We start from the raw sequence: 25,952 nt of genomic DNA on the forward strand, positions 1-25,952 counted from the left end.
ATGCGCCTCTCGGACGGTGCGGTCAGCAGGCGGGCAGCACGTTGAGGTCGTCGCCGCCCTCCAGGTTGAGCCAGGCCCACGGGATGTACGTCTTGCCCTTGTACTCCACCTGGACCCACCAGGTGCTCTGCTTGTTGTTGTTGTAGATCCAGGCGTCCACGTCCTCGCCCTTCACCTTGCAGTACGTGCGCAGCCGCCGGCCGTCCGGCACCCAGCCGGCCTGACGGTCGTTGTCCTGCCGCGGGACCTCGAAGATCTCGTTGCCGTTGCGGCCCGGCACGTCCCTGTCGCAGTACGTCCGCTGGTCGCCGTCCGGACCGTTCTTGCAGGTGGCGACGCCGTACACCGGGTCGGTGGTCTGGGCGCGGGAGGCGGTGCCCTTGCCGGCGGCGTTTGATGCGGTCAGCGTCACCGTGTACGCGGTCCCCGGCGTCAGCCCGGTCACCCGCAGGCTGGAACAGCTTCCGCTCGCCGTCTTCCCGCCGGTCGCCGCCGTGCAGGAGGCGCGCCCACCGCCCGCGTCCACAGTGAACGTCACAGTCACCGACGTGGCGTCCGCCGACGAGCCGGTCACCGTGATCCGGGGCTCGGCCACCGTCCGCGCGGTGGTGCTCGCCTCCGGTCCCGGCCCGGCCTCGTTCACCGCCTTGACCTTCACCGTCACGTTCTGCCCGTTGCCCAGGCCGCCCACAGTGGCCTGCACGTCGGTCACCTCGACCGACTTGCCGGCGGCCTCCACCACGTACTTCGTCACCGGCCGGCCGTTGTCCACCGCCGGGGACCACTGCACCGCGATCGTGCCCGGCTGGTCGGCGACAGTCGACGCCCGCAGCTCGGTCGGCGCCTTCGGCACGGTGAACGGCACCACCGTGTTGCTCACCGGAGACGCCTTCGACCCGGCGCCCTTGTCGCTCACCGCGGTCACCGTGAACGCGTACTGGGTGCCGTACTCCAGTTGCCCGGCCGGCACCACCAGCTCCGTCTTCGCCGACTCGCCGGCCGGGGCGCTCGCACCCGCCGAGGTCGCCGTCACCGCGTACTTCGCGATCGTGTTGCCCTGGCCGTCGGCCTCGGGCCAGCTCACCCGCACCGTGCCGTCCGGCCGCGCCTCGGCGGTCACCGACGCCGGCGGGTCCGGCACCTCGGCGGTCGGCACCACCGGGTTGCTGCGCCGCGGCGGCCCCTCACCCTTGGCGTTCACCGCGTGCACCGAGAACGTGTACGTCTCACCGTTGGTCAGACCGGTGACCTCCAGCGCGCGCTGGTTCGCGCCGACCTGGTGGGTCTGACCGGCGCCCGCCACCACGTACCGGGTGATCTCGGCGCCGTTCGACGCGGCGGCCTGCCAGCTCACCCGCGCCGACGCGTCACCGGCGGCGGCGGTGACCGACTTCGGTGCACCCGGCTTGGACACCTTCGGCTTCTTCGGCGGGGGCGGCGGCGGAGCCACCGGCGGCGGGTCGCCGCCCAGCACGTCGTTGGCGTACTTGTCGACCTCACGCACCTGGTTGCGGTCGTCGACCACCTGCGCGGTGGACGAGTCCGGCGGGTTGATGAACAGGCGGTTCTCTCGCACCTCCAGCTCGACCGGGCCGGGCCGGCCGGAGCCCTTGACGGTCTGCACGAGCTGACCCTCGGCGTCGAAGGAGTACACCGTGCCGGTGGTCTCGTCGGCGCAGTAGAACCGGCCCGCCCAGGCCACCGCCGGGCTCAGCCGCGCGCCGGTGCCGGGCACCGTGAACCGCTTCACCTCGCGGCTGTCCCGCACCACGTGCACCGACCGGTCACCGGGGACCGTGACCGGCACCTGCGGCCCGCTGGTACGCGTCGGCAGGTTCCCCGGCGCGGTCATGCTCAGCTCCGCCCGCTGGGTCTGCCCGCCGACCACAGTGACCAGCGACGCCGAGGTGCGGTCCAGCACCGCGACACCCTCGTCCAGCGTGGACACCACCAGCTCGTGCGCCGGCTCGGCCACGTCGTACGTCTCGACCCGCTTCGGGCTGAGCCCCGCGGGCGGTGCGTCACCCGGCGTCTCCGGCAGCTCGGCGGCGGTCACCGCCGAGACGGTGCCCTCGCTCGGCACCGCGACCCACAGCTTGCCGGCACCGTCGAACGTGCCGCCGGTGATGCCCGGCGGGTAACGCACCGGCTCGCCCACCGGCGTCAGCGCCCGCGGGTCGAGCTGCCGGACGATGCCCTGCACCGCGTCCACCACGAACGCGGAATCCTCGTGCAGCGCCACGCTCACCCCGAACCCCGGCGCGGTCGGCGTCGTCGCGGTGATCTGCAGCGTCGCCAGATCCAGCGAGCTGACCCGGCCGGTGTTGAGATCGCGCAGGATCAGCAGCCGGTCGGTCTGGGCCACCTGCATCTGGTGCCGCCGCCCACCCGGCACCTCCATCCGGGTGTCCACCCGCGCGGTGACACCGTTGACCCGGGCCAGCTCGCTGCGGGTGGTGCTCCACAGCCACGAGGACGCGTCGAAGCTCGCGACCGCGTTGTCGGCCGCGCCCAGCCCGAGCACCGTCAGGCCCATCGCGGCCAGCAGCGCGGCCACCGTGCCGATGGTGACCAGCCCGCCCCGCATCCGCGACCGTGGACGAGCCTGCTCCGGCCCGGTGCCCGTGACGTCCTCGATGGTGGTCACTGCCGGCTGCCTCCCCGTGTCGGTGGGGGAGAGACGCCGAGCACGGCCGACCCTCCCCAGAGCCGGGAGCCATCATAGGTGCCGTCCGGAGCCGGTGAAACCCGCACCGTCCTCCTGTGGACACCGAGCGTGTCGTCCGTGGACGCTCAGTTCGGCGTGCCACCGCCCTCCCGGTCCGTGCAGACCTGACCCGAGGTGGCGTACGAATCGGTCGAGTAGACAGCCAGCACCGTGAAGCAGTAGTCCAGCTTCGCGCTCAGCCCGTTCACCGTGTACCGGGTCTGCCCGGCGTCCACAGTCGCCATCACCCCGAGCTTCTGCCCGGCCCGGCCACCCGCCACCACGAACGGCACCCCGCCGTTCGTCGGATCGGTCCAGGTCACCGTGACTGTGGTGGTGTCGTCGCGCAGCTTCAGGTCCCCCGGCGGCGGCCCGGCCACCTTCGGCGACGCGGCGCCGGACGCGGGCACGGGAGCGGGAGGCGGCGCCGCCTCCCGGTTCAGCAACACCGCGCCGACACCGACCGCCGCGACCACCGCGAGCACCGCACCCCCGACCACAAGGGCCAGCACCGTCCGGTTGCGGCCGTGCTCCGGTTCCTCCGTCTCGGGGTACGCAGCCGGCGGCTGGTGGAACATCGGCGGGGTCGCCGGCCACGCGCCCTGATCCGGCTGGGCCGGCGGCTCCGGTCGCGTGGACTCGGGGAAGTCCAGCAGGTCCTCGTAGATCGTCATCTGCCGGTTCGGTTCCGGCGCGTCCTGCTCCGGTTCGCCTGCCGCGTCGGCGGGCGCCGGCTCGTCATCCTCCGGCTCCGGGCCGGTGGGCCGGTCGACCGGCTGGGACGGGGCGGCGCTGCTCCACGGCGGCGCGACCATGCCCCACGGCGGTACGGAGGAACCGCTGACGGGTGCCGCGCTGACCGGTGCCGCGGGTGGTCCGCTGACCGGCGGTGGATAGGTGCCGGGGGGAGCGCTCACCGGTGGGTGTCCGGCGGGCGGCGCGCTGACCGGCGGTGGGTAGCCGGGTCCGGGTGGTCCGCTGATCGGCGGGCCCGGAGGGTCGCTGACGGGTGGTGCGGGTGGTCCGCCTGCCGGCGTCGGGTAGCCGGGTGCGGGTGGTGCGCTGATCGGCGGCGGATAGGCCGGTGCGGGTCCGCCGGCCGGTGGCGGGTAACCCACTGCCGGTGCGGCGCTGACCGGCGCGGCGGGCGGGCCGCTTACCGGTGGGGGGTAGCCGCTTACCGGAACCCCGCTGACCGGCTGTCCGGGAGGGCCAATGACCGGGTGCGTGGGCGGCGCGCTGACCGGCGACGTCGGGGGTGATCCGACGGGCGGTGCGCTGACCGGCGGTGCGCTGACGGGTGCTGGGTTGACGGGTGCGGCACTGACGGGCACGGCGCTGGTGGGCGGTGGGCTGATGTGGGGTGCGGCGGGCAGCGGTGCTCGGCCTGCCGGAGGCGCATCGGCGTCGGGCGTGCCGAGGGTGCCCGACGCGCCTGCGGAGGGGGCGCCCGGATGCTTCACGCTCGCGGCGGCGTCGGTGACCGGTGCACCATCCGAGCCGCCTTCACTCGTATCCGACGGGCTCACCGGCGGTCCGCTGACCGGGGACGTGCTCAGCGGCGGCGCGCTCGCTGCGGGCGCGATCATCCCGGTTGAGCCGGCCGAGGGCGTGTTAGCAGGGGATTTGCTGGCCGGTGGTGCGCTGACAGGGGGTTCGTCGGCGGAAGCGGTCGCTGCGGGGTTCGCCGAAGCGTCGCGTGCTGCCTTTGCGGCGTTGCGTTCCGCCTCCTCTTCCAGCAGCGGGCCGATCTGCTGCACCTGGATCGTCGGCTTGTCCCAGCCCGGTCCACCGGGGACGGGCGGCACAGTAGTGGCGCTGGCTCTGCTCGTTTCGGTATCGGCCGAGTCCGTATCGGCAGTCCGATCCATATCGGCGGCTCGGCTCGTATCGGCGCGTGGGGGAGCGGGGACGGCCTCGGTCGTCGGTGTCGCCCGTTGGGCCGGTGCCGGTCGGGGCGCCACGGGGGCCACGGGGGGTGCCGCTGGGGTGGCAGTAGCCGCAGCGGATTCCGCCACCGGCTGGAAAACCGGCACCGGAGGCGCCGTCGAGCCCGGAGTGGTGCCCGGTGGCGGGGCGGACGAGGTCGATCCCGGCGGGGCGACCGGAACTGCCGGCGACGGTGGCAGGACACCGCTCTCCATCGGCGGAACGCGCGGTGCCGGCGGGAGGACGGTCGAAGGTGGCGGTGGCAGGACTCCCGCCGATGGTGTCCGTGACGCAGGCGGAGTGCCTCCGGTGGAGGGCGGCGTCTCGACGACCGGCGTTGCGGGCGGGGGCGGGATGACCGGCGGGGGCGGTAGCGGAGACGCGCCGACTGTCCCGGGCATCTGTGAGGGCGGCGTAACCGCCTTACCCGGCGTCTGCGGCGAGACGCCGACAGTGCCGGACGGCTGCGGCAGGGCGCCAGCAGTGCCGGGTCTCTGTGGCGGGGCGCCAGCAGTGCCGGGTGTCTGCGGGGACGGTAGCGGTCTCCCAGCGGTGCCCGGCACCGGCGGAGGCGGGACCGGAGGCGTGCCGGCCACGCTCGGCGCCGGTGGTGGCGACACTGGAGGCGTACCGGCCACGCTCGGTGGTGGCGGGACCGGACGTGCGGGGGCGGACGGCGCCGAGACGGGCGCGACACGCGCTGCGGCGGCCGAGGACGCCGGGCCCGGCATCGGAGGTACCGCCGGCCTCGCGGGTACCGGCGCGCCGGCCGTGGGTGCCGTCGTCGGCGTTCCCGGCATTCCCGGCGTTCGCGGTGCTCCCGGCGTTGCCGCCGGGGCTCCGGAGGGCGGCGGGGGCGCGAACGTGCCGGAGGTCGCCGGGTGCGGGGGTCCGCCAGCCGCGGCGCGGGGCGGTACCGGCGTCACGCCGGGAGCGACGGCCGGTCGACCGTAGGTTCCCGGCGGAAGCGGGGTCGCACCTTGGGCCGGTGGAACCGCGGTCACGCCCTGAGCCGGCGGAACCGGGATGACGCCTTGAGCTGGGGCCAGCGGGCGGACACCGGGAATCTGCGGGGCTGTCCCGGCAGTCGGCGGCGTCGCTGGTGCGGTGGGTTCGACGGGCACTACCGGGAACCGGGAGGTGGCCTCCTCCGTGATGGGCGCGAACCGGGTCGTCGCCTCCGAGGCAGCCGGAGAGGGCGGCGCCCACGGACTCGCGGGTCCGCTCGGCCCGGCGCCGGGAGGCTGGTGCGGCGGGGCAGGCGCCACCGGGGGCGGAGGGATGATCGGCGCGGACTGAGGTGGCTGCCCGGCGTGGGGCGCATGCGGTGCCGGGCCCGGGTGGGGAGCCCACTGTGAGCCGGGTACCGGCGGATTCGCTGCGGGCGCACCCGGGGCGACGGGCCGGGGCGGTGCCGGAGCGTGTGGGTGCTGCGGTGGGACAGGCCGCAGCGAGACGGTGGGCTCGGACACTCCGTGCCCGGGGTACCCGGAGGAGGCGGGACCGGGTTGGCCGGGCCGGACCGGGCCGGGGCTCCCGGGCAACGCCGGATCGGCATGTCCGGGCACTGACGGATGGGGGTGCCTGGGACGGCCCGCATTCGGGTATCCGGGCGGGGGCGGAGCGGGATGCGGTGCGGCAGCGGCGGCGGAGCCGCCGGGGGAGGGGCCATAGCCTGCGGGAGCGGCGGCGGAGCCGCCGAGGTATTGGCGGGCTGCGCGTACCGCGGGGTGGTCCGGACCGAGCACGGCGGACCCGGCGGTCGCCACCCGGCTGTAGTTGCGGCGGGCCTCGTGCCGGTTGCCCAGCTCCTCGGAGACCCCGGCGAGGTCGAAGCTGAGCGCGAGCATCAGCGGGTCGGCCTCGCCGCGGCGGCGCTCGCCGGCCGCGTAGGCCTCCTCGAGTACGCGCCGGGCGGCGGCCGGGTCGTCGGCCTCGCGGTGCAGCCGGGCCAGCAGGTGACCGGTGGCCAGGACGTCCTGGTGGTCCTCGCCGTACGCCGGGCGGGCCGCGATGATCGCGTCGGCGAGCAGGCGGCGGGCGCTTGTCAGGTCACCCGCGGCGCGTAGCGCGAGGGCCTGGTGTTGAGTGGCGATCAACGGGGAGGGGTGGGACACGTGAGCAATGCTGCCCGGAATCGCCTGTTGCGCGCTACCCACACGATCGTTGTGGCCGCTGACCTGCGCAAACGTGCCCCGCTGGAGCTGATGTGCATGATCGTTCCGGGCCGTGTACAGTAATGCCCCGTGCGGCCCGCCGGGCCGACCGATGCGGTGAGTAGCTCACATTGGTCGACCGGGTAGGCTGGTACGTGCAGGTCCGGGTGGCGGAATGGCAGACGCGCTAGCTTGAGGTGCTAGTGCCCGTATAGGGCGTGGGGGTTCAAGTCCCCCCTCGGACACTCCCGCGTAGCATCCGTGCGACGTTGGACGTTCAGGTGGTCAAGCATGCTTGACCACCTGATTTCACTCTCTGTTACCGCCGTTGGTGGCAGCCTCGTCGTTGGGCGAGGTGGGTCATGACAGACCGGCCGATCGATTCGGTGATCCCGGCGGTGGTTCCGTCAGGCGGGCTCAAGATCCGCGGCGACTCGCGTGCCGCGATGAAGCGACCGCCGCTGCCGCTGGCGCGACTAGCTCCTACTCGTGACAGCAGCACGGTGTATGGGCTGGCGACTCTTGATGTGCATGGCCGCGTCGCTGATCGGGCGGTGATGATCGCTCTCGGCTGGGCTCCTGGCCTCAGGCTGGGCATCAGGGAAAGCGGCGGCCTGATCATCGTCGGCCCTGACCCGCGCGGGGTGTTCCGGGTGACGAAAGAGGGCCATGTGCGGTTGCCCGCTGTGGTCCGCCAGTGGTGCGGGTTGACGGCTGGCGATCGGGTGCTGCTGGCGGCCGATCCGAGGGCCGGACGTCTCGTGCTGCACCCGCCGGCCTCGCTGGACGCGGTGGTCGCGCGGGTGCAGGACGAGGCGTTCGCGGGTGGTGAGTCGTGAGCGGCGTGGCGGGCAAGGCCGAGCTGGAGGCCGCTCGGTTGTTGCTGTCGCGGATGGGCATCTCTCCAGCGGATCTGGTGGCGGCGACGTCCGATCGTCCGCCGGCTCCGACGTTCGCGGAGTATGTGCCGGTGGTTGCCGCTGCGGTGAGTGCTGGGACGCGGCGGGCGTACGGGTCGTACTGGAAGCGCGTGGTCGAGCAGTGGGGTCAGCGGCGTATCGATGAGCCGACACCGTCGGAGATCGAGCGGCTGGCGGAGTACGTCAAGACGCACGTGGTGGCCCGCCGTAACGCGCGGGGTGGGCGCAGCGCGGCCGAGCATCTGATCGCGTCGTTGCGATGCCTGTACCGGCGGGCGGTCGCCGACGGGCTCCTGTCTGAGGCCGAGAACCCGGCGTTGAAGGTGGCGAAGCCACGGCGGCTGCCGAGCACCCGGCGGGCATTGGCGGACACCCGGTTGGCGGAGATCAACGAGGTAGCGGCGTCCACGGGTGACGATCCGGCGTTAGACAGTCTGCTGCTGCGGTTGCACACCGAGACGGCGTGCCGCCGAGGTGGGGCGTTGGCGTTGCGGCCGGTCGACCTGGACCCGGACCAGTGCCTGATCCTGCTGCGGGAGAAGGGTGAGACGGTGCGGTGGCAGCCGGTGTCGCCCACACTCATGCGGTACCTGCAGCGGCACGCCGAGCAGCGGCACGCGACCGAGACGGGGCCGTTGTTCCGGTACCGCAGCGGGCAGCCGATCACCTACCGGCGGTACGACCACCTGTGGGTGCGCATCGGTGAGCACCTGCAGTGGGTGCACGCGCAGCAGATCAGCACCCACTGGCTACGGCACACCACGTTGACCTGGGTGGAGCGCAACTTCGGCTACGCCATCGCCCGGGCCTATGCCGGTCATTCCGCCGGCGGGGGAGATGCCGGAACCACCGCCACCTACGTTCGCGCAACTATCCACGAGGTTGCTGCCGCGCTGGCGGCACTTACCGGTGAGCCACATCCGCTGGCGTAGTGGGGTGTTGGGGCGGGCCCTGTCCTAGGCGGACTGGGTCCGCCCCAAACGATTGGAGTGGGCCCCTCCGGTAGGCGCTCGCCGTCGTACAGCGCGGTTACGGTGACGGCTATGGGCTTTCCGCAGGTGCCGAGTCCTCGGCGGTCCGCCGAGGATGACGCTGACCAGGCCTTGCCGTTTGCCATCGGACTGGACGACGCGTCACCGGAGCGGGTCGCTGCGGTGGCCGCTGTGCTGGTCAATACTTGGCAGGCGGATTCGGGTCGGTTTGCGGCGGCGGCCGCGGTGTGCCGACGCCGGCAGGGCGAGGGGGACGAGGATGTTTGGGGGGAGACTGCGAACCTTCTGGACCGGGCCCTGCGCATAGTCCACGACGCCGGTGCCGACAACGACGATGATGCTCGGGTCCGGCTCCTCGGACAACTCTTCCCGGATCCAGGGCCCTTCCGGTGGGACACGGCGCGACGCCGCGATCCTGTGTGGTGGCTGCGCCGCCTGGCGGCACTGCGCGTCCGCGCGGTCCACCTACCAGCCGGCGCGCCTGCCGGGTTCCAGCGGCTGGTCCTTCGTCGGGGCCTGCTCGTCGTCGGTCAGGTCGACTTCCAGGTGTGCCAGGGGTGTCGGCGTGGCTACCTGCGGAAGATCAGCGTTGATGGGGCCGCCAAAGGCTATGGGATCGGCACCCGCGCCGTGCTCAAGCTCTATCGGCGGTACCCGGGCCTCACCTGGTACACGACCACTCAGTACGACACCGCTGGGACGTTTTGGCAGAAGGTCGCGCGGCGAACGGATGGGGCTTTTACCGAGAACCACGACGGCGCGTGCGAGCACATGAAGATCGACCGACGGGCCTGACCCACACGTCGGCATAGCTCAGCTGTTGCGGTGACCATAAACCTTGACCGGGTTGGCACCAAGGCAGGAGTCGTCACGCTGTCCCTCATGGGCCAACGTGACAACCGGGAGTCTGATGTCCGACGGCTCCTCGACGATTTGTGCATCAAGCTGGGCTTCTGCCTGCCACCCGAGGAGAGCCAACGGCTTCGCGAGTCCCCTCCGGTGAGGTGGACAGCTTCACTGATGGGGTCTTCGAGGCCGAGGGAATGGGCGACATGAGGTACACGGACCTCCGCCGTCAGGTACGAGGGGTCGTCGATCAGTAAATGAGGCGATGGGTAGGGACCGAGGATCAAGCAGCCGGAGGTCAGACCCGGTGAACGTTCGTGGTCACCGCACTATGCAGGGGATCCGCCGGCCCGCGGTTTTCGGCGACGGTGCGGTGGGCTGGTGCGCGATGAGGTTGTTCGGCTCCAGCCAGACCTCGTGTGAGGCTCTACGTCGCTGACCTGCTCGGACGCGGGATATCCACAGGGAAGCACCAGGTGGGGTGGACGAGGCGCGGCCGATTGTCGGAGGCTTCCCGCATGGAGTTCCCGGAAGCAGCCACCATCCTGAGTGCGCGTCTCGCCGCTGGCGGTGACAGCCTCGCCGCCGCCGGCGCCGTCCACCTGGCCATCGAAGCCTGGAAGCACTTGGGCGGGGTTGATCCCGCGTGGGACCGCCTCGGACTGGAGGTCCTGGACGTCCGCAGCCGCCTTTACGAGGACGACGTCGTCGTGGACGCGGCTGCCCCGGACGCCGACGGGCCCGAGGTGCGGGCTGCGGTGAGGGATCTCATTGAGCACCTTGCCCAGCACCACGATCGCCGTGCCGTCGCCGAGGATGGGCTGGCTCAACGGCTCGACCACGACGCGGCCGCCCAGCAACTACGCCGGGCGGCAGCGGCCCTGGCATGACGGTCGGCTTCTGGTACGAGGAGGCGCAGCGGGCGATGCGGGCGGCCACTGCGGCGGTGACCAGACGCCGTGCGGGGACCGCTGGGGAGATCAACGGTCTGGTGGGTGCCCGGTCGGACCTCTATCACCAGCTGGCCAGGGTGACGGAGCTGCTGGTCGGTGGTCGTCCGGTGGCGGAGGTGCCGGACAAGGCGGCTGCCGCGCTGGTTCTCGGGCGGCATGGGCAGAGCCTGACCCGGTTCTATGTGGGGTTGCGGGCCGCCGCAGTGGTGAACGAGCGGCTACCGCCAGCACCGGAGGTCTCCGATGGCGCGGCACGGTCGCTGCGCCGGGCCGCTGACGCGATTGGCGTCATGGGTGACATCATCGCCGGTCACGTTCCACCCGGGCGGCGTCCCGATACGCCAGAGGGGATCGCTATCCGTGCCGGGGGCGGTGTCCAGGGAGGGCTTGGTGATATTGCCCGGCTCGCCGTGGATGCCGTGCGGCTCGACGGCCGCCTTCCCGCTTGGCTGGACCGGGGTGGACCTCTGGCGCAGACGTACAGGCCGGTGGCGGAGGCAGCCAGATGGACGAGCGGCAGCCGGTTGAGCGCCGTCGCCAAGGAGCTGGTCGCGGCCGCGAAGGCTCAGCCCGACCTACGTGAGCTTGATATCGCCCGGTCGCCGCTGCATCCGGCACCGGCGGTGGACACCGTCGATGCGGCGATCGCAGCGGTCCGCGCTGCGCGAACCTGGCTGTGGCTTCACCCCGCCCAGGTCACGGGAGTGCACCTTCAGGTCGGGACGCAGCTCGGCCTGGCGGCGCACGTCCTCACGGCCGACGGATCCCTGGCGATGACCGGGGGTTGGCGGCAGGCGGCGATCGCCGCTGCCGAGCTACGCGCGGCACCGGCGGCCGGCCCGGCCCAGGACACCGTCGCCGAGATGGGCGAGGCCCTGCGGTGGGCCCGCTCGCTGCTGGGCCCTGCAGCAGCCCGGGGGCACATGCAGCATCGGGGGAGGGACGCCGCGCGGCTCGGCAGCGAGATGTTGCTGATGGCCGCCGCCCTCCACCGAGGCCTACGCACGGCGACGCAGCGGCGGAATCTGTTCGTTCGAGGGGATGCCATCCTCGAGCGTCCCGCCGGTTCGCTGGTCTACCGAGCCGCTCCCCATTGGCGGCCCGCAACAGCCGACGATGACCTTGTGCGCGACCTCAGCCGGGCGTTGTGGCAGATTGTCGGGTCCGGCGCCGAGGGTGATCCGGCGAGCATGGTCGCTCATGTGCTTGCCCAACCGCCTCGCCCGCGAGCGGTGAGCCCAGCAGCCGCAGAGAGCCGCAGTCCGAAGCCGGATGTGCTGCCGGACGACCGGGCGCGCCCGGGTCCCAGGCAGGGAGAGGGTAGGCAACCAAACCCGGCTGGCGCCGAAACCTTGGCTGCGGTGTCGGGCAGGGAGGCGGTTGAAGATGGCGGAGTGCCGTTGTCGGGCGAGATTCTGATCGACTAGTTCGGCGGCGGCGAACCGGTACACGTCGTACCCGTGAAGCCGCGGTTCCCGGTCTTCGGCGACCGGTTCGCCGTAGCGATGAGGCTCGGCACGGCCGTCAGGGCGTACGTAGTGCTGGACGCCATCGCGCTCGATGACGGTGCGGATACCTGGGGAAGTAGCAGCAGGAAGTACATGCGCTGTCGCGACAGGGGCGGTTTACCTGGGGCATGGTGGGCTCGCGTGTACGGGTCGCAATGCAGGTAGACCTCAGGGATCACGGGTCTTCGACAGCCTCCCGCAGGCTGACGAATTCGTCATCGTGCAGCTTCGGTTCGTTGGCGGCCATGTGCACGACGTCGTTGCCCAGGTGCTCGCCCCTGACGAGCCGAAGCGGCGACGCCGCCGCGACGGGCGCTGACGGCTGAGTCGAAGTGACCCTGAAGGCTGACAAGACGAACATTTGTTGTAGCCGATCTTCGCCCGTTCCGGGTGGCCCCTCACCGACGATGGGCGAGGGGACAGGGATGATGAGCTTTCACAGCCCGCGCAGGCGGTGAGTCCGGCCCGGCGCCGGGCTGCGGCGGATCTCGCGTTGCGCCGGCCGGTCGCGCCGATGCTCGCCGCGCCGGTCGATGTGGTACCCGAAAGTCCCGACCTGCTTCATGAACCCAAGTGGGACGGGTGGAGGTGCATCGCCTTCCGCGAGACCGACGGGGTGTACCTGCAGTCGCGGGCTGGCCGGAACCTCACCACCTACTTCCCGGACATCACCCGGGCGATCCGGACGCTCCCGCATGGGGTGGTGCTGGACGGTGAGCTGATCGTGTGGGAGCGCGGCCGGACGAACTTCGCGCAGTTGCAGCGGCGCGTCACCGCCGGCCGCGGCCTGCTGCGCCTGGTCCACGACTGCCCCGCCCACTACGTGCTGTTCGACCTTCTCGCGGACGCCGGCGGGCAGGTGGTTCTGAATTTGCCGCTGTCGGAGCGGCGAGTCCGGCTGGAGCGGCTGCTCGCTGACGCGCCGGCGCAGCTCGCCGTGACGCCGCAGACGACCGACATGCGGCTGGTGGCGGACTGGCTGCTGACCTGGACCGTCGCGGCCGGGATCGAGGGCGTGGTTAGCAAGCGGCTGGCCGGGCGGTACGAGCCTGGCCGGCGCGGCTGGTGGAAGTTCCGGACCCGGATCGTGACCGAGGCGATCGTCGGCGGAGTGACGGGCAGCATCCGCAACCCCGACACCCTGTTGCTCGGCCGGTTCGATCGGAGGGGACGGCTGCGGTACACGGGGCGGACACACCCGCTGACGGGCCTCCAGCGGACGGAGCTCGCCGGGCTGCTGTCTCCGCTACGGCCTCGGCAACACTACAGTGCCGCCGTGGTGCACCCGTGGCCGGAGCCGTTACCCGCGTCCTGGTCCGGACAGCTGGACCGGCCGGAGCCGCTGCGGTACGTGCAGGTGGAACCCAGCGCGGTGGCGGAGATCGACGCCGACGTGGCGTTCGAACACGGACGATGGCGGCACCGGGTGAGGTACGCGCGCTTCCGGCCGGACATGTCGGTGTACGACGTACCGCTGCTGCTCGGCGAGGAGGAGGGCTACTTCGGCGACCTGGGGTGAGTGTCCGTGGGTCTGCTGATGAGCGGCGGGTGCTGCCGGATCCGCTGCAGCACGCCTCAAACAGTCACCTGAGCCCGAGCCGCTTGCATCCGCTTCTGGCCGATGAGAGCGCGCTCCAAGGCCGCAATGAACGGTGAGTGCCCGGGTGGCCGAGGACTCGGGCGGCTGCTGGTGCGCTTCGTAGCGTCCGACCGTCAGCTGAAGAACCATTCTTGTCAGTCCCTCCCGCTACTGTCGATAGCCGGGGTGAGCAGGACGAATTGAGCTACCACGGTAGGCGTTCCCCGTGGATTCGCTAGCGGACGGCCCACAGCCCGGGCACTCACTGTTGATACGTCGGGTAGGTGGCACGTGGAGGAGATCAGGCGATGCCGGCGTTGGTGACGCAGTTCGACGAAGCGCTGAGGAACATCGAGCCGACGGAGGCCGACAAGACGAACGCGCCGTTGGCTCATGCAGAGGTGAGTGATGCGCTCGCCGACGATTCGGTGATCGCAGGTTGGGGTTTCGAGCGGCTGCTCATCGGTAGCTACAAGCGGCACGTCAGCATCCGGCGGATCAAGGACGTCGACGTATTCGGCCGGCTAACCGAGGTGGGGAGTGACGTCTTGCCGAGCACGCTCCTGGGCGAGTTCGAGCGTGTACTGAGGAAGGCGTTCCCGCCAGTTGACGGCAAGACGCGGGTACACCGGCAGGCGCGCAGCCTCCAGGTGAGCTTTCCGGAGTACGACGGGCTGTACGTGGACGCGGTCCCGGCGCGGCCATGGACTTCGCCTACTGGCGTCGAGGCGTGGCAGCTGCCGAAGCGCGAGGACGGTGACGATCCGCAGGGCTGGCAGGCGACGAACCCTCATGAGCTGACCCGCCTGACCAGTGAGTTGAACAACGCGGACAACTTCGACGGCTTCTACGTGCCAACTATCAAGCTGCTGCGGCAGACGCGCCGAAGTCTGGTGGGTAAGCGCAAGCCCGGTGGGCTCACCGTCGAGATTGCCGCCCTGCACGCTTTCCGCACCGGCCTGGTTGAGGGGCCGACGCAGGCCGACTACTACGCCAGCGCACTACGGGAGACCGGGAACGTCCTGCACGACGCGTTCGTACTCGACTTCGGGCTCGATGATCCGACGATCCCCGGCGAGAAGGTGGCCGTCCGGGCAGAGGACGAGGACAAGCGCGACCTCGCCAATGCCTTTCTGGACGCCGCCGATCGGGCCGAGGAAGCTTTGGCCAGCGATAATCGGTGCGCTGCCGCGAAGGCGTTTCGTGATCTGCTCGGTAAGGCCGTCGATGACCAAGGGGACAACGACTACGTGTTCCCGATGCCCGCGGACTGCAACGCTGACGGCACCGCCAAGCGGTTCGCGTCAGTGACCGCTGGAGACCGTGCCGTTCCAGCAGGTAACCGCCGGTTCGGATGACCACCGTCGAAGGAAGCGACGCGGCCGAAGCGCTGCGTATCGGCAGGGCCGTCGCCCGCGACGCGCTCCTGGACGTTCTGGCCCAGGCCGGCTTCCGGCGTGTTGCCGGCCCAGAGGATCGCTGGCGCGGTGCCCTGACGTTCCAGCCAGCCAATCGAGACAACGGGTCGGTGCGAACGACGCTGGTCGAGGTCGTCCTTGAGGAAGACTTCCCCTTCACTGCACCGAAGGTCTTGCCGCTGAGCCGTGGCTGGGCCGAGCAGGTAACCGGGCGAACGTTCACCGACAGCTATTACGAGGCCAGCAACGGCTGGCACCGCGACCTCGACCGTGCGATGTGCCTGTTCATCCAGGCAGATCACACTCGGATCCCCTGGGCCGACGGCGAGCAGTTGCTGGACCAGGCCCGTGCCTGGCTGGCCCAGGACGCGGCAGGGTGGGGCGACGACGTACCCGCGCTGGACCTCGACCGGTACCTGCACCCCTCGGCAGAGCGAGCCCTCATCCTGTACGGCAATCTGGCCGGACACGAGGGCAAAGTGCTCCAGCTGCGCCGGAAACGCCACGGCGTTCTTCGCGTCGGCCCAGTAGCGGCGCCTCGCCGGCAGGGCCGCGCCAGCGGCCACCGAATCTGGCCGTCCGACACAGTGCTGATACTGAACGCTAAGGAATTGGACGGCCCGATCCGAGACTGGGATGATCTCTGCGCCGCCGTTGACGCTGACGGTGCCCGTACTCTGGCCCGCGCCTACGACGACGGCCTGCGGAAGGTAATGCTGATCTACCGCCACCGCACGGCGCGAGGAGTACTGGGACTCGCGCTCGCCGCCGACAAGGACGACAAGGTGACCGTGAAATCCTTGAAGACGGCTCCCGACGACCTCACCACGCGCACCATCCGCGCTCATCCCCGAACGGAGGAGCTCGCCAGCAAACGAGTCGCGGTCGTCGGCGTCGGCGCTATCGGGTCGGTGGTCGCTGACCTGCTACATCGCAGCGGCGTCGGGGAACTGGTGCTGATCGACGGTGACCTCCTTCTGCCGGGCAACACCACACGCCACCTGCTCGACGGCGATGCAGTCGGGTTGCCGAAGGCGCGTGCAGTCGCGGAAGCCCTGTGCAAGACACGCCCCCGGTTCGGTGCCGTGCAGTGGCAAGACGAGCGGCTGCGATCCGTTGCCGACGCTCTCACCCTGCTCGCCGGTCACGATGTTGTCGTCGATGCCACGGCCGACTCCACCGCCACCGCAATGCTCACTGCGGCGGCGCGAGCTGGCGCCGGGCACCTGCTGTCCGTGTGCGTCCTCGCTGACGGCTACGCCATCCGAGTCGACCGCGCTCCCGTCCGTGACGGCGAGCAGCCGCTGCCACTCCCGCAACTGCCGCCACCCCACAGTAACGTCTACGAAACCGGGTGCGGCAGCCCCATCAGCCAGACACCACCGGCGGCGGTGTGGGAGGCCGCCGCCCTTGCCGTCCGCCACACCACCGGCCTGCTGCTAAATCCCGGCGCCGCCGCGCCTGGCGAACAACGTGCCCTCGCCGAAGGGCAAGATCAGTGACTGAGCCATTTTCATCCTGCGTGGCGGTCGGCTTCGACGCGGTGCAGGACGAGGATGGCCTGCACGATCGCGGTCGCTCGGCGTGGGCAGCAGCGCAGCTTGACCAGGATTTTCCAGGTCTTGAGGGTGGCGATCGCGCGTTCGCCGCGGGCGCGGATCTTCGCGTGCGCTCGGTTGACGGCCTTCTGCCGGCGTGACAGCTTCGGCCGGAAGCGGCGCCGCTTGAACGGGGTGCGCACGCTGCCGGGGGCGCCTTGATAGCCCTTGTCCGCGAAGGTCATCACGTCGGTGCTGGCCAGGGCGTCGATGATGCCGTGGGTGCGGGCGGCGGTCAGGTCGTGCGTCGAGGCGGGCAGCGCGGCCGAGGCCCAGACGAGACGCCCGGCCGCGTCGGCGATGACCTGCACGTTCACGCCGTGACGCTTGTGTTTTCCGGAGTAGTACGGCTTCTGGTTGGCGACCCGGTCGATCGGGATCAGGGTGCCGTCGAGGATTGCGTAGGCGAGCAGACGGATCCTGGTCATGGCCGTGGCCAGGTCGTCGGCGGTCGCGGCGAGCAGGTCGATGGCCTCGCGGACATAACGCCAGGCGGTCGTGACGCCGATGTCGAATCCGGCGGCCAGGCGGGTGTAGGTGTCGCCGTTGCGCAGGTGGGCCAGGGCGAGCAGGGCTTGCCGGCCGGGGTCGAGGCGTCGCCACCGAGACCGTTGCTGCTGGCGGCGGGTTCGGATGAGGGCGGCGAGGTGGTTCAGGCTGCGGGTGGACAACGGAATCGCGGCAGGGTAAGACAGCACAGCGAGGCTCCCGGTTGGGGCATCTGATCTTGGTCGATTGCTGTCTTACCGGGAGCCTCGTCCTACCTGGACACCGGCCTCCCACACCGCCCGTGACCTGCGCCGTCACGATGAAAATGGCTCACTGCATACCAGGGCCCGGGCGATCTCCTCATTACCCGGCAAACCCTCGACGCGATGATCGCCGACGGAATGGCGGCGCTTCCGCACGAAACTGGCGGCATCCTGCTCGGCTTCCGCACACCAAACCTCATTGTGGTCACCCGCACGGTCACGGTCGCGGATCCGCAGAGCAGCCGACGCAGCTACCTGCGGCGCCACCGCCAAGCACAAGCCCGAATGGCCATCGGGCGCGGCGATGCCCCGCCTGTGGTGGGATACGTCGGCGAATGGCACACCCATCCCGCTGACATTGGCCCAAGCCGGACCGACCTGCGCGCCCTCGCAGCCATCGCCCGCCTCGCCCAGGGGCCCGTAGCACTCGTCGTCCTCGCCGACCCAGCCCAGAGGCTCTCGCATCTCCACGGCCGCGTTGCAATCCGCCAAGACATTTGGCCCGTGGTCGCCATCAACCCCGTCCAGATCGAGAAGGCTGAGGTGGCGATCACCGAGGACGCGGCAGCCAGCCTGGAAGCCGAAGCCACGGCCCTCACGACAAGGGAGTCTTCTTGAGCGCCAAATCCGACGACAACCGGCCATTTAACCTGCGCACCGCCTTCGCCGCGAAGTCGAAGCGACTACGGGCCGTCATGGAGGCCGCACCGGAGCTCGTCGGTCACATGCCGACCATCGGCGACGGCAGCGAAGCCGAATGGATCACGATGCTTCGCGACTTTCTACCGAGGCGATACGCCGTCGACAAGGCCTTCGTCGTCGACAGCTGCGGCCACCAAAGCCTCCAACTCGACGTCGTCGTATACGACCGGCACTTCACCCCATTGTTCTGGGAGATGGGCGATGCTCTCTTCCTGCCCGCAGAGAGCGTCTACGCCGTCTTCGAAGCCAAGCAGGAACTCAACCTCGAATATCTGCGCGAGGCCGGAGAAAAGGCGGCCAGCGTCCGCCAGCTGCATCGCACAACCGCGCCCATCGTGCACGCAGGCGGCACCGTCAATAATCCGAAGCCACCGCCGCGAATCCTCAGTGGCCTGCTGGCCTGCCGGAGCCGCTGGAATCCACCCTTCGGCCCCGCACTGCGCAAAGGCTTGGACAATCTCACCGAGGACGAGCGCATCGACCTCGGCTGCGGTCTCGAACATGGCGCGTTCGAGCTACCCGAACACACCAGCGCGGATCCCGGCCTCGTCACCGCGGACGCCGAGGTCGGTCTAGCCTTCTTCGCGATGCGGCTCCTTGCCCGGCTCCAACAGATGGGCACGGTCTCAGCTATGAACATCGACGCTTACACTTCCGTGCTCGCGCAGCGGTCTCGTGAACTGCCAACAGAGGTTCCGGCACAACAATAGCGCTGTGACTCGGCCTGCGATCTTTAGCGCCCGGTCAGCGCGAACGCAATCATCGTCGCTGCACGGCCGGTTGAGGCTCAACTGGCAGGCCACCCTATCAGCGTAATCGGTAGCTCCAGCGACCCCGTAGGTACCCGAACGGAGCCGGTTTGTTTCGTGCGGGTCTCGAACGTGGCCTGGGACGGCGTCATGATCAGGCGAACGAGTTTGCCGAGTTGGCGACCGACCATGATGTTGGGCGACTCCAGTCATATCTCCTTCGATATTCAAAGGAGTGCCAGCTATCGAAGCCCGGCTGCGCGCGCTCTCTCCAGGAACGCAACGTGAGAATGCAGGTTACGCTCTGGGATACGCCACAAGCGTGCCACTCTCGGTAAACCGGATAGCATCGCGGCGGACTCTTCGCCGATGTTAGAGAGAAACGATTCGTAGGGTCGACGAAACCTACCCACTAGCATCTCGTATGTCTCGGAATCTACCTTCTCCCACATACTTAACATTGCAACTGCTGTAAGTACGGCTGCAGCAGGTCCGGATAGCGCTGCGGCGACCGTGGCAGCTGCCGCGCCCGCAACTGGGACGCGTAGCCGAGCGACAAGTCCTTGAGACTCACGCGCGACTGCCTTCGCAATCTGCCCACGCATACGACTCTCTCGTTTTGACCCAATATCGGCGAGATGTTCCTCCAGCTCTCGTCGCCGCCGCCGGAAAGGGCCAGCTTCAGCCCGAAGCGAAGCCAGCTCTTCCCAGAAATTATCTAATGAATTGATCCTGCCGAGGAGTGCAGATAGGAAAACTGGCAACTCGAGGGTGGACGACTCCTCTTCTCGGCGTTTCCGTACCGCCTCTTGGATTACCGAAACGGAGCGGATCTTCTCCTCCGCTACCACCATTCTTTTATGTTCAAGCGCTCTAAATGGTGCACGAAATGCTGAGGCTGAATATGGAACCTCAAGCATGGCGGCAATCTGCGAATTGATTAGGCTGCGATGATTTGCTTCACTGACCACGGCGCGGAGAAATCCAGATTCGTCTTCGCATTCACCTGTAGACCAATCCGAATCGCCTCCACTGATACGAGTCCAGTCCAGAAAGACGTCCGCGGTTGGCGACAGTCCCGAATAGACAGTACGGTGTAGGCAGTCACCAATCAAATCGTCATGATCGATCCGTCGGCCCAGGAGAGTACTCCACACGCGAGCGGCTTGCGCTAGCTCCTCACGCCCAAGCGGGCTAGCGTTTTCGCGCAGCGCTTCCATCCTTTTGAGCACGCTGGACACGATGTTGGCCAGCGCATATCCGACTGGTTTTACCTCAAGTTCACCACTGGTTCTCGCAACGCCACGGTCGAGTGGAACAAAAACCCTTTCGCCGAGCTGTTCATTCCACTTCTCCGAAGAAGATCCTGCGAAGTGCATTACGTGATCATAAAGAACTACCGAGCGGACCAGTGTTCCAAGATCGAATAGAGCGGCGGGCGACGGCATGTCTGCCATGTCGACAACGCGCTGACATGAGTACAGCATCGTAGTGTCCGTGAAGACGGCAACTCCATCCTTCCGGTCTTTAACAGACTTAACCCAGTCGCGCATTGCAGCGGATCCATTTCGCCAGGAGAAGGGGCCATCGGGATCTACCGACTCCGCCAGTGAAGAAATCCCAAACTCCGCCACAGAACGGGCTACGGAATCGCGAGGCGGGAGCCACGCCCGATTACGTGATGCCGTCACCCCCATCAATGCCAACCTGAAGGCTGCAGCGCTATCGCCTACACTCATACTTCTAAGGTTACACGGCTGCAGCAATCTCGCTCATTTCGCCAATTCGAATGATACACTCTCGACAAAGGCCCGAGTCGATCACCACTGTGTCCGAATCTGGCGATCGTCGTAGGCATTCTGTGGCATATGCCGGAACGCACACTCTCATGGCCGCTGACCGAGCGGTCCGGTAGCCAGGCGTCATGGGCAGCCGCCGGCTTCAAGAGAGCGTGCCAGAGGCCTCATGTTGGGCTGGCGAATACAGCAGGTAACGAATACCGCGCACCGCCAGGCGCTCGGCGGGAAATGTCCGTGTACGACATGCCGCTGCTGCTCGGCGAGGAGGAGAGCTACTTCGGTGAGGCGTGAGGGTAAACAGTTGTCGGTCCCGTGTGCCACGATCGGCTGCTGCGAGCAGACCACGACGTTCCTGGGGCTGGCGAGGCTGGACGCAGGCCGCGGCTGCCGTCGCCGGCTGCGAGGCGCTCCAAGCAAATGGGGGCCTATTGCCTTGAGTTGTCTGATTCCTGCTCAGAGCCAGGTCGGTGGCGTGGTGTCTTGCTGTCGCCCCCTCGGGCGGTTTCCTCAACCCGTAGAAGGTTGTCGATGATCACGGCGATGCCGTCTTGGGCGGCGGGTGAGAGCTTGGTGATGGATCGTGCCATCACGCGGACGCGCCGGCTGTGTTCTTCAGGCTCTTCTTGATCGCCGAGTAGGTAGCCGGCGGGTACGTCGAAGAACTGGGCGAGCGCGCGGAGCGTGGATGCTTTGGGGTTGATTCGAGGTGCGCGCAGCAGGTTGCGGATGCCTTCGGCGGTGATGCGGTGGCCGGCTTTGGTGAGTTCCCGGGCAACTTCGGCCTCTGTGTAGGGTGGCCGGCCTTCGGTGTTGGCCTCGAAGAGGGTTCGGAGCCTCGTTTGGATCAGGTGTGAGGCTGCGGCCTCGGCCTGGTCGGCTGGTGTGTCCTTCATGGAGTCCCCCAACTCCAACCACAGTTGGCCACAACAAAAACTGCGGTTGACGCTCTTCTGTGACCTGTGCTTAGCTCTCAGTATCGCTCGCAACTGCGGTTCGGTTAAACCCGAACTGGAGTTGCCTGGAGCGTAGCGGATCGGGTCGCCGTACGCGAGATGGCATCCCGGCCGCGAGCGGCGACGCAGGAGGGGACACGTCGTCGCTGTAGGGCCTGCTTCGTCTGGTCAGCGTCCAGGCCGTGACAGTAACGGGGGACCGGCCGCGTCGATGTCGACGTCGGTCTGTGCTGTACGGCAAGCCTTACGGGGAGGCGGACGTGCAAGGTCCATCGGACGAGCAGCCCGAACAGCTCGCCGCCCGTGCGCCTTCGGGCGGGCGCGGCGGTGGGCAGGGGGAGCTGGCGGGCAGGGAGAGGGCCCTCCCGCCGGCTCCCACCCCCGAACAGATCGCGGCCCGGGCCTTGGCCTCGGTGCCTTCGGGGCCGCGCCTTGTCGGTGAGGCGGTGGTGCGGGAGATCCCGCGAGAGTTCGGCGCGGGAACCCGGGTGGAGACGCTGTGGTGGCGGGCGGCGTCGCTGCGTGCGGGCTGTCCACTGGTGTGTGTGTCCTCGGCGGACGGCGGCGTCGGGCGGTCCGCGCTGACCGTCGGGCTCGGCGGGCTGCTGGCTCTTGCTGTTCCCGATCCGGTGGTAGCGGTCGATGCGACCTTGCGGGCGTGGGGTGGCCTGGAGCATCGGGTGGCCCGGCGCAGCTCGTCGACGGTGTGGGACGCGGTGGCCGCGGATGCCGGCTTGGCGGAAGGCGGGGCTGCGGAGCGGTTGACGCAGGTAGGGCCGACGGGGCTACGGGTGCTGGTTGGGGAGAGCAAGTTGACCGCGCAGCGGCGCCCACCGACGTGGCCGGAGATGTTCGGCGTGATCGGCCATCTGCGGTCGGTGTACCGGTTGGCGCTGTTGGATCTGCCGACGGCGGACAGTACATCGACGTGGCGGACGCTGGGCTGGTCGACGGTGCCGGTGCTGGTGTCGAGGGCGACGGTGGACGGGGTGCAGCACACGCTGCGGCTGCTGGCCCACATGCGCGGTGCGGGCCTGGCGCATGTGCCGGACCGGGCGGTGGTGGTGGTTATGGCGACCTCGCCGTCCGTGGCGCGTGAGGTGCGGGCGGTGGAGCAGTTGGCGCGGCAGGCTGCTGCGGAGCTGGTGCGGGTGCCGTATGACCCGGGGCTTGCGCGGGCGGATCCGCTTGACCCGCGGGCGCTGAGTAAGGCCACTCGGTCGGCGTTGACCGAGGTTGCCGCGGCGGTGATCGACCGGTGTCCGGTCGAGCCAGCGGCTGTCCTTGGTCCGGGATCGTCGGCCTCTAACGGGGAGGACTAATCGTGTTGCATCAGCTTGCGGCGGCCCTGACGGTGCGCGCCCCGGCGGTGGCGGCGCTGTTGGCGCCGACGCCGACGCCCGAGCCGTCGGGTGATGGTTTCGACTTCAGCCGGATCAGCCCGGACCCGTCGGCTGTGCCGCGGTCGGACCTGTTCTACAAGCTGGCCAACGCCGCGCTGTTCCTCGGTGTGATCTCGGCGGTGGCGGGGCTGGCGGCGGGGGCGATCGCGTTCGGCATCGGCCCGATCTTCGGCGCGCACATCATCAGTGATCGCGGGAAGTCGATGATGTGGAAAGCCGGCCTGGTGGCGATCGTCGTCGGGTCAGCCACGTCGATTATCGCGTTCCTGCTTACCGAGATTTAGCAGGTGGCGGTCATGAGCAGAGCGGAGTTCAAGTCGACTACCGGCCGCCGGATGCCGATGGTGGCTGCAGTGCTGGTCGTGGTGGCGCTCGCCGGTGTGGCGGTGTTCGCCGCCGGGCGTGCGAGTACGCCGGAGCGGCAGGTGATCGCGCGGTATGTCGAGCGGGTGCAGGCCGGGGTGCCGGTGGGTTTCCCGGGCACGCCTCGCGGCGGCGGAGACGCGGCGGCGGCGTACACGCAGGCGCTAGCCTCTGCCGGTACGCGGTCTGCGACGAGCAGGCAGGCGATGGTGGACCTGATCGCCGCCGAGGGAGCCGGATCGGCGGTGCACCCCCTCGTGGGGCCGGCGGCGCACGGAGAGACGATCTCGCAGACGGTCGTGGCGCGGGTCTGGGTGCCTGACGCGGACCTCGACGCGGTGGTGCCCGAGGACCGCGAGGTGTCGGTGCGGATGCTCGTCTGCACCTTGAGCGGCGCCACGACGAGCAGCCCTGCGGATCCGAATGCCGGATTGGCGGGCGGCTGGTACGTGCAGTCGGCGACGGTGCGGTGGTCGCAGGCTCGGTGGCGGCTGGTGACAGCGGAGCGTCCGGTGCCGGTGCCGCCGCCGGATCAGCGCGGTGCGCGCCGCGACGGCGGACCGCGGGACATGCAGCCCCTCGTCGACGTGCTCAGCTCGCGGTCGTGGGCGCCGGGGACGGTGTGACGGATGGCCGTGGTGCCCGCGATGCTCCGGCTGCTGCTGACGGTGGTGTCGCTGACGACGGTCGGGCTGACTGCTGCGGGACGGGCTGCGGCGGCACCGACGCCGGTCCCGTCGCCGTCGGCTTTGGCCTGCCCCGCACCTCCAGTCGATGGCCGGCCTGGTGTCGGTGCGGAGCCGCTGGCACAGCCGCAGGTGAATTGGTGCCAGCCATGGGTGCGGTGGCGGGCGGGCGATGGTTGGACGACGGTGTGCAGCGCGGCGGCCAGCGCCGCGGATCAGGAACGCTGCGACGCGATGGCGCTGACCGTGCAGTCACCGCCGCCGGACGGCACGCCATCGGTGCTCGATGAGCGCCTGCCTGCCGCTGGTGAGCAGCCGGTGCGCTGCGAGCGTCTGGACGAGAAGGCAACGCAGGACCAGGCGAACGCCGAGCGGTGGAAGGCGAAAGCGGACCGCTGCCGCGCGCTACGCCCGGTGCTGGTGGCGTCGTCGTCACTCAAGCCGTCGTCGGAATGTGGCCTGGTGGACGTGTCCTGCAAGGTGGGAGCGCAGGTCAAGGAGTCGGCGCGCACTGGCTTCGAAGGCCTGGCCGACATTGCCGTCGCAGGGTTCGCGTGGGCGCTGGGCAAGTTGGCCGAGGTGGTGTTCACGCAGTCCTCCACCGTTGCCGACGAGCCGTTCTACGGCGTCTACAACGACATCAGCGGGGTGCTGATCGTCGTGGTGCTGGTGGTCTTTGTGCTCTCGACGGCGATCAACGGACTGCGGCTGAGTGGACCTGGGCCGCTGTCGAGCCTGGGCGGGCTGGTCCGGGCGATGTTCGGCATCGCGTTCGCCGGCGGTATCGCGTACCTGCTGATGGCGGCCTGGGACGAGGCGACGGTGGCGTTGATCGCCCGCAACCAGCAGCGGGACTGGCAGCCGAGCATGTGGGTCGACGCGCTCAACACGCTCACCGCCGACACCGGCACGATCCTGCTGGCCTTCGTCGTCGCGATCGTTGGCGTGATCGGGCTGGTGCTGGTGTTCGTGATGCTGCTGTTCCGGTCGTTGCTGGCCGCCGGGGCGGCGCTGTTCGGGGCGATGGCGATGACCGGTCAGGTCATGGCCGAGACCCGCGCGTGGGGCCGGAAGTGGTTCTGGACCTGCAACGCGCTGGCCAGCAGCAAGTTCTTCATCGCCGCGCTCTGGATCTACGGCACCCGCACCACCTACGAGAGCGACAACGTGGTCAACGTGCTGCGGGGCTTGTTCATCATCGTGCTGATGGTCCTCGCGCCGTGGATCCTGCTGCGGCTGACGAGCATGTGGGACGGCTACCTCGCCGACGTCGACGCCCGCGGGTTTCTGACCTCGGCGGCCACGGCGGTGGGGATGGACGCCGCGTCGCGGCGCTTGGCCGAGCCGTTGAGCGGCGGCGGTGGCGGCATGGACGCGACGTCGCTGATGCAGGGCAACTCCGAGGCCATCCCCACTAACCCCGGCGGGCCAGTCGGCGCGCTCGCCGGGCTACCCGACACGGTCGAGGCCCTGCACGGCCGGGGGGACAGTGACCAGTTCGGCGAGCCCGCCGGGCAGGCGGGCGGCGAGCAGGGCGGGGGCGAGAACACCGACGAGGCCGCCGGGGTGGAGCGCGACTCCCGCACAGCGCAGGGCGATGTGGCCCACGGCCAGCTCACGCTGCCCGGCGACGCCACCGGCGAGCAGGGTGCGCTGCCGGTGACCCCGCAGGGGGCGCGCGAACAGGCAACCGCGTTCACCGGAACGGATGCCCCGGTCGCAGGCGGCCCACCGTCTGGTGGCAACGGCGCGCCGGGTCTTGGCGGCAGCCCTGAGCTGCCGGTTGACGAGGCCGGTAGCGGAGGCGCGACACCGACGAGCAGCAGCCCGGCTGCCGGCCAGGCGGGCGGGGCGGCGGGCGGGCAGGGCGGTGCCGCCGCTGCCGGCGCAGCCGCCGAGATTCCGATCGTGCCCGTGTAGGCGAGCAGAGGAGTAGGGC

20 protein-coding genes, 1 tRNA gene and 1 pseudogene are annotated in these 25,952 nt (G+C 69.6%); 15 read left to right on the top strand and 7 right to left on the bottom strand.

All coding sequences use genetic code 11. The features are described from left to right. Positions 1 to 22 precede the first annotated feature (22 nt). The 3 genes and pseudogenes from FHX31_RS08210 to FHX31_RS32555 all read right to left on the bottom strand — a co-directional run. The gene (locus FHX31_RS08210; RefSeq protein ID WP_176739890.1) at positions 23 to 2,587 is read right to left on the bottom strand and encodes a fibronectin type III domain-containing protein; all 2,565 of its coding nucleotides are present in this window, start codon (positions 2,585 to 2,587) and stop codon (positions 23 to 25) included. Between the two features lie 206 nt (positions 2,588 to 2,793). Beyond that, positions 2,794 to 3,624, bottom strand: coding sequence for a hypothetical protein (locus FHX31_RS08215; protein WP_396784193.1), 831 nt, complete (start codon positions 3,622 to 3,624; stop codon positions 2,794 to 2,796). A gap of 2,955 nt (positions 3,625 to 6,579) precedes the next feature. Beyond that, positions 6,580 to 6,795, bottom strand: a pseudogene (locus tag FHX31_RS32555) (hypothetical protein); the annotation flags it as partial. Positions 6,796 to 6,953: 158 nt separating this feature from the next. On the opposite strand from FHX31_RS32555, the gene FHX31_RS08225 reads away from it, so the two are divergent. The 6 genes from FHX31_RS08225 to FHX31_RS08250 all read left to right on the top strand — a co-directional run bounded on the left by FHX31_RS08225 (position 6,954) and on the right by FHX31_RS08250 (position 11,930). Next, a tRNA-Leu gene (locus FHX31_RS08225) sits at positions 6,954 to 7,037 on the top strand. Positions 7,038 to 7,154: 117 nt separating this feature from the next. After that, positions 7,155 to 7,631 carry a hypothetical protein gene (locus FHX31_RS32560; RefSeq protein ID WP_225319821.1) on the top strand — a complete coding sequence of 159 codons (477 nt, stop codon included), beginning with the start codon at positions 7,155 to 7,157 and terminating at the stop codon, positions 7,629 to 7,631. After that, the gene (locus FHX31_RS08235; protein WP_047893966.1) at positions 7,628 to 8,644 is read left to right on the top strand and encodes a tyrosine-type recombinase/integrase; all 1,017 of its coding nucleotides are present in this window, start codon (positions 7,628 to 7,630) and stop codon (positions 8,642 to 8,644) included. The genes FHX31_RS32560 and FHX31_RS08235 overlap by 4 nt, the downstream gene beginning before the upstream one ends. Before the next feature lie 111 nt (positions 8,645 to 8,755). Beyond that, positions 8,756 to 9,499, top strand: coding sequence for a hypothetical protein (locus tag FHX31_RS08240; RefSeq protein ID WP_053065514.1), 744 nt, complete (start codon positions 8,756 to 8,758; stop codon positions 9,497 to 9,499). A 569-nt stretch (positions 9,500 to 10,068) separates the two neighbouring features. Continuing rightward, positions 10,069 to 10,440, top strand: a complete 372-nt coding sequence (locus FHX31_RS08245) for a hypothetical protein (RefSeq protein WP_135241044.1) — start codon at positions 10,069 to 10,071, stop codon at positions 10,438 to 10,440. After that, the gene (locus FHX31_RS08250) at positions 10,437 to 11,930 is read left to right on the top strand and encodes a hypothetical protein (RefSeq protein ID WP_047893964.1); all 1,494 of its coding nucleotides are present in this window, start codon (positions 10,437 to 10,439) and stop codon (positions 11,928 to 11,930) included. Before FHX31_RS08245 ends, FHX31_RS08250 begins: the two co-directional genes overlap by 4 nt. A gap of 256 nt (positions 11,931 to 12,186) precedes the next feature. On the opposite strand, the gene FHX31_RS08255 is transcribed toward FHX31_RS08250, so the two are convergent. Beyond that, positions 12,187 to 12,372: a hypothetical protein gene (locus FHX31_RS08255; protein ID WP_047893963.1), complete on the bottom strand. Its 186-nt coding sequence runs from the start codon at positions 12,370 to 12,372 to the stop codon at positions 12,187 to 12,189. A gap of 153 nt (positions 12,373 to 12,525) precedes the next feature. On the opposite strand from FHX31_RS08255, the gene FHX31_RS08260 reads away from it, so the two are divergent. From FHX31_RS08260 to FHX31_RS08270, 3 genes are all read left to right on the top strand, one after another. Beyond that, entirely contained in the window at positions 12,526 to 13,530 is a 1,005-nt protein-coding gene (locus FHX31_RS08260; protein WP_071099043.1) for an ATP-dependent DNA ligase, read from the top strand. Between the two features lie 368 nt (positions 13,531 to 13,898). After that, positions 13,899 to 14,948 (top strand): SMODS domain-containing nucleotidyltransferase, encoded by a 1,050-nt coding sequence (locus FHX31_RS08265; protein ID WP_047893958.1) that lies wholly within the window; start codon positions 13,899 to 13,901, stop codon positions 14,946 to 14,948. Next, complete coding sequence (locus FHX31_RS08270) at positions 14,945 to 16,510, top strand: ThiF family adenylyltransferase (RefSeq protein ID WP_047893957.1); 1,566 nt, start codon at positions 14,945 to 14,947, stop codon at positions 16,508 to 16,510. Before FHX31_RS08265 ends, FHX31_RS08270 begins: the two co-directional genes overlap by 4 nt. Before the next feature lie 11 nt (positions 16,511 to 16,521). On the opposite strand, the gene FHX31_RS08275 is transcribed toward FHX31_RS08270, so the two are convergent. Further along, positions 16,522 to 17,304, bottom strand: a complete 783-nt coding sequence (locus FHX31_RS08275) for an IS5/IS1182 family transposase (RefSeq protein ID WP_013285023.1) — start codon at positions 17,302 to 17,304, stop codon at positions 16,522 to 16,524. A gap of 153 nt (positions 17,305 to 17,457) precedes the next feature. Here FHX31_RS08275 and FHX31_RS08280 point away from each other — a divergent pair, with 153 nt between their 5' ends. Next, a complete protein-coding gene (locus FHX31_RS08280) occupies positions 17,458 to 17,976 on the top strand; it encodes a Mov34/MPN/PAD-1 family protein (RefSeq protein WP_357002097.1) in 519 nt (172 codons plus the stop codon). Further along, positions 17,973 to 18,770: a DUF6602 domain-containing protein gene (locus FHX31_RS08285; RefSeq protein WP_143025364.1), complete on the top strand. Its 798-nt coding sequence runs from the start codon at positions 17,973 to 17,975 to the stop codon at positions 18,768 to 18,770. The genes FHX31_RS08280 and FHX31_RS08285 overlap by 4 nt, the downstream gene beginning before the upstream one ends. A 281-nt stretch (positions 18,771 to 19,051) precedes the next feature. On the opposite strand, the gene FHX31_RS08290 is transcribed toward FHX31_RS08285, so the two are convergent. Both FHX31_RS08290 and FHX31_RS08295 read right to left on the bottom strand, forming a co-directional pair. Next, positions 19,052 to 20,548 carry a hypothetical protein gene (locus tag FHX31_RS08290; protein ID WP_143025365.1) on the bottom strand — a complete coding sequence of 499 codons (1,497 nt, stop codon included), beginning with the start codon at positions 20,546 to 20,548 and terminating at the stop codon, positions 19,052 to 19,054. A 485-nt stretch (positions 20,549 to 21,033) separates the two neighbouring features. Next, entirely contained in the window at positions 21,034 to 21,501 is a 468-nt protein-coding gene (locus FHX31_RS08295) for a hypothetical protein (protein ID WP_082171458.1), read from the bottom strand. Positions 21,502 to 21,788: 287 nt separating this feature from the next. Between FHX31_RS08295 and FHX31_RS08300 the strand changes: the two genes are divergently transcribed. The 4 genes from FHX31_RS08300 to FHX31_RS08315 are packed head-to-tail and all read left to right on the top strand — an operon-like array spanning position 21,789 to position 25,933. Beyond that, positions 21,789 to 22,883, top strand: coding sequence for a MinD/ParA family ATP-binding protein (locus tag FHX31_RS08300; protein WP_071098539.1), 1,095 nt, complete (start codon positions 21,789 to 21,791; stop codon positions 22,881 to 22,883). Between the two features lie 2 nt (positions 22,884 to 22,885). After that, on the top strand, positions 22,886 to 23,248 hold the full coding sequence (locus tag FHX31_RS08305; RefSeq protein WP_225319861.1) for a hypothetical protein: 363 nt from the start codon (positions 22,886 to 22,888) through the stop codon (positions 23,246 to 23,248). Positions 23,249 to 23,260: 12 nt separating this feature from the next. Continuing rightward, on the top strand, positions 23,261 to 23,953 hold the full coding sequence (locus FHX31_RS08310) for a hypothetical protein (protein WP_143025366.1): 693 nt from the start codon (positions 23,261 to 23,263) through the stop codon (positions 23,951 to 23,953). Positions 23,954 to 23,956: 3 nt separating this feature from the next. After that, entirely contained in the window at positions 23,957 to 25,933 is a 1,977-nt protein-coding gene (locus FHX31_RS08315; protein WP_184975688.1) for a hypothetical protein, read from the top strand. Positions 25,934 to 25,952: the final 19 nt, after the last annotated feature.

The sequence above is a fragment of the Micromonospora sp. CNZ286 genome, assembly GCF_014207755.1.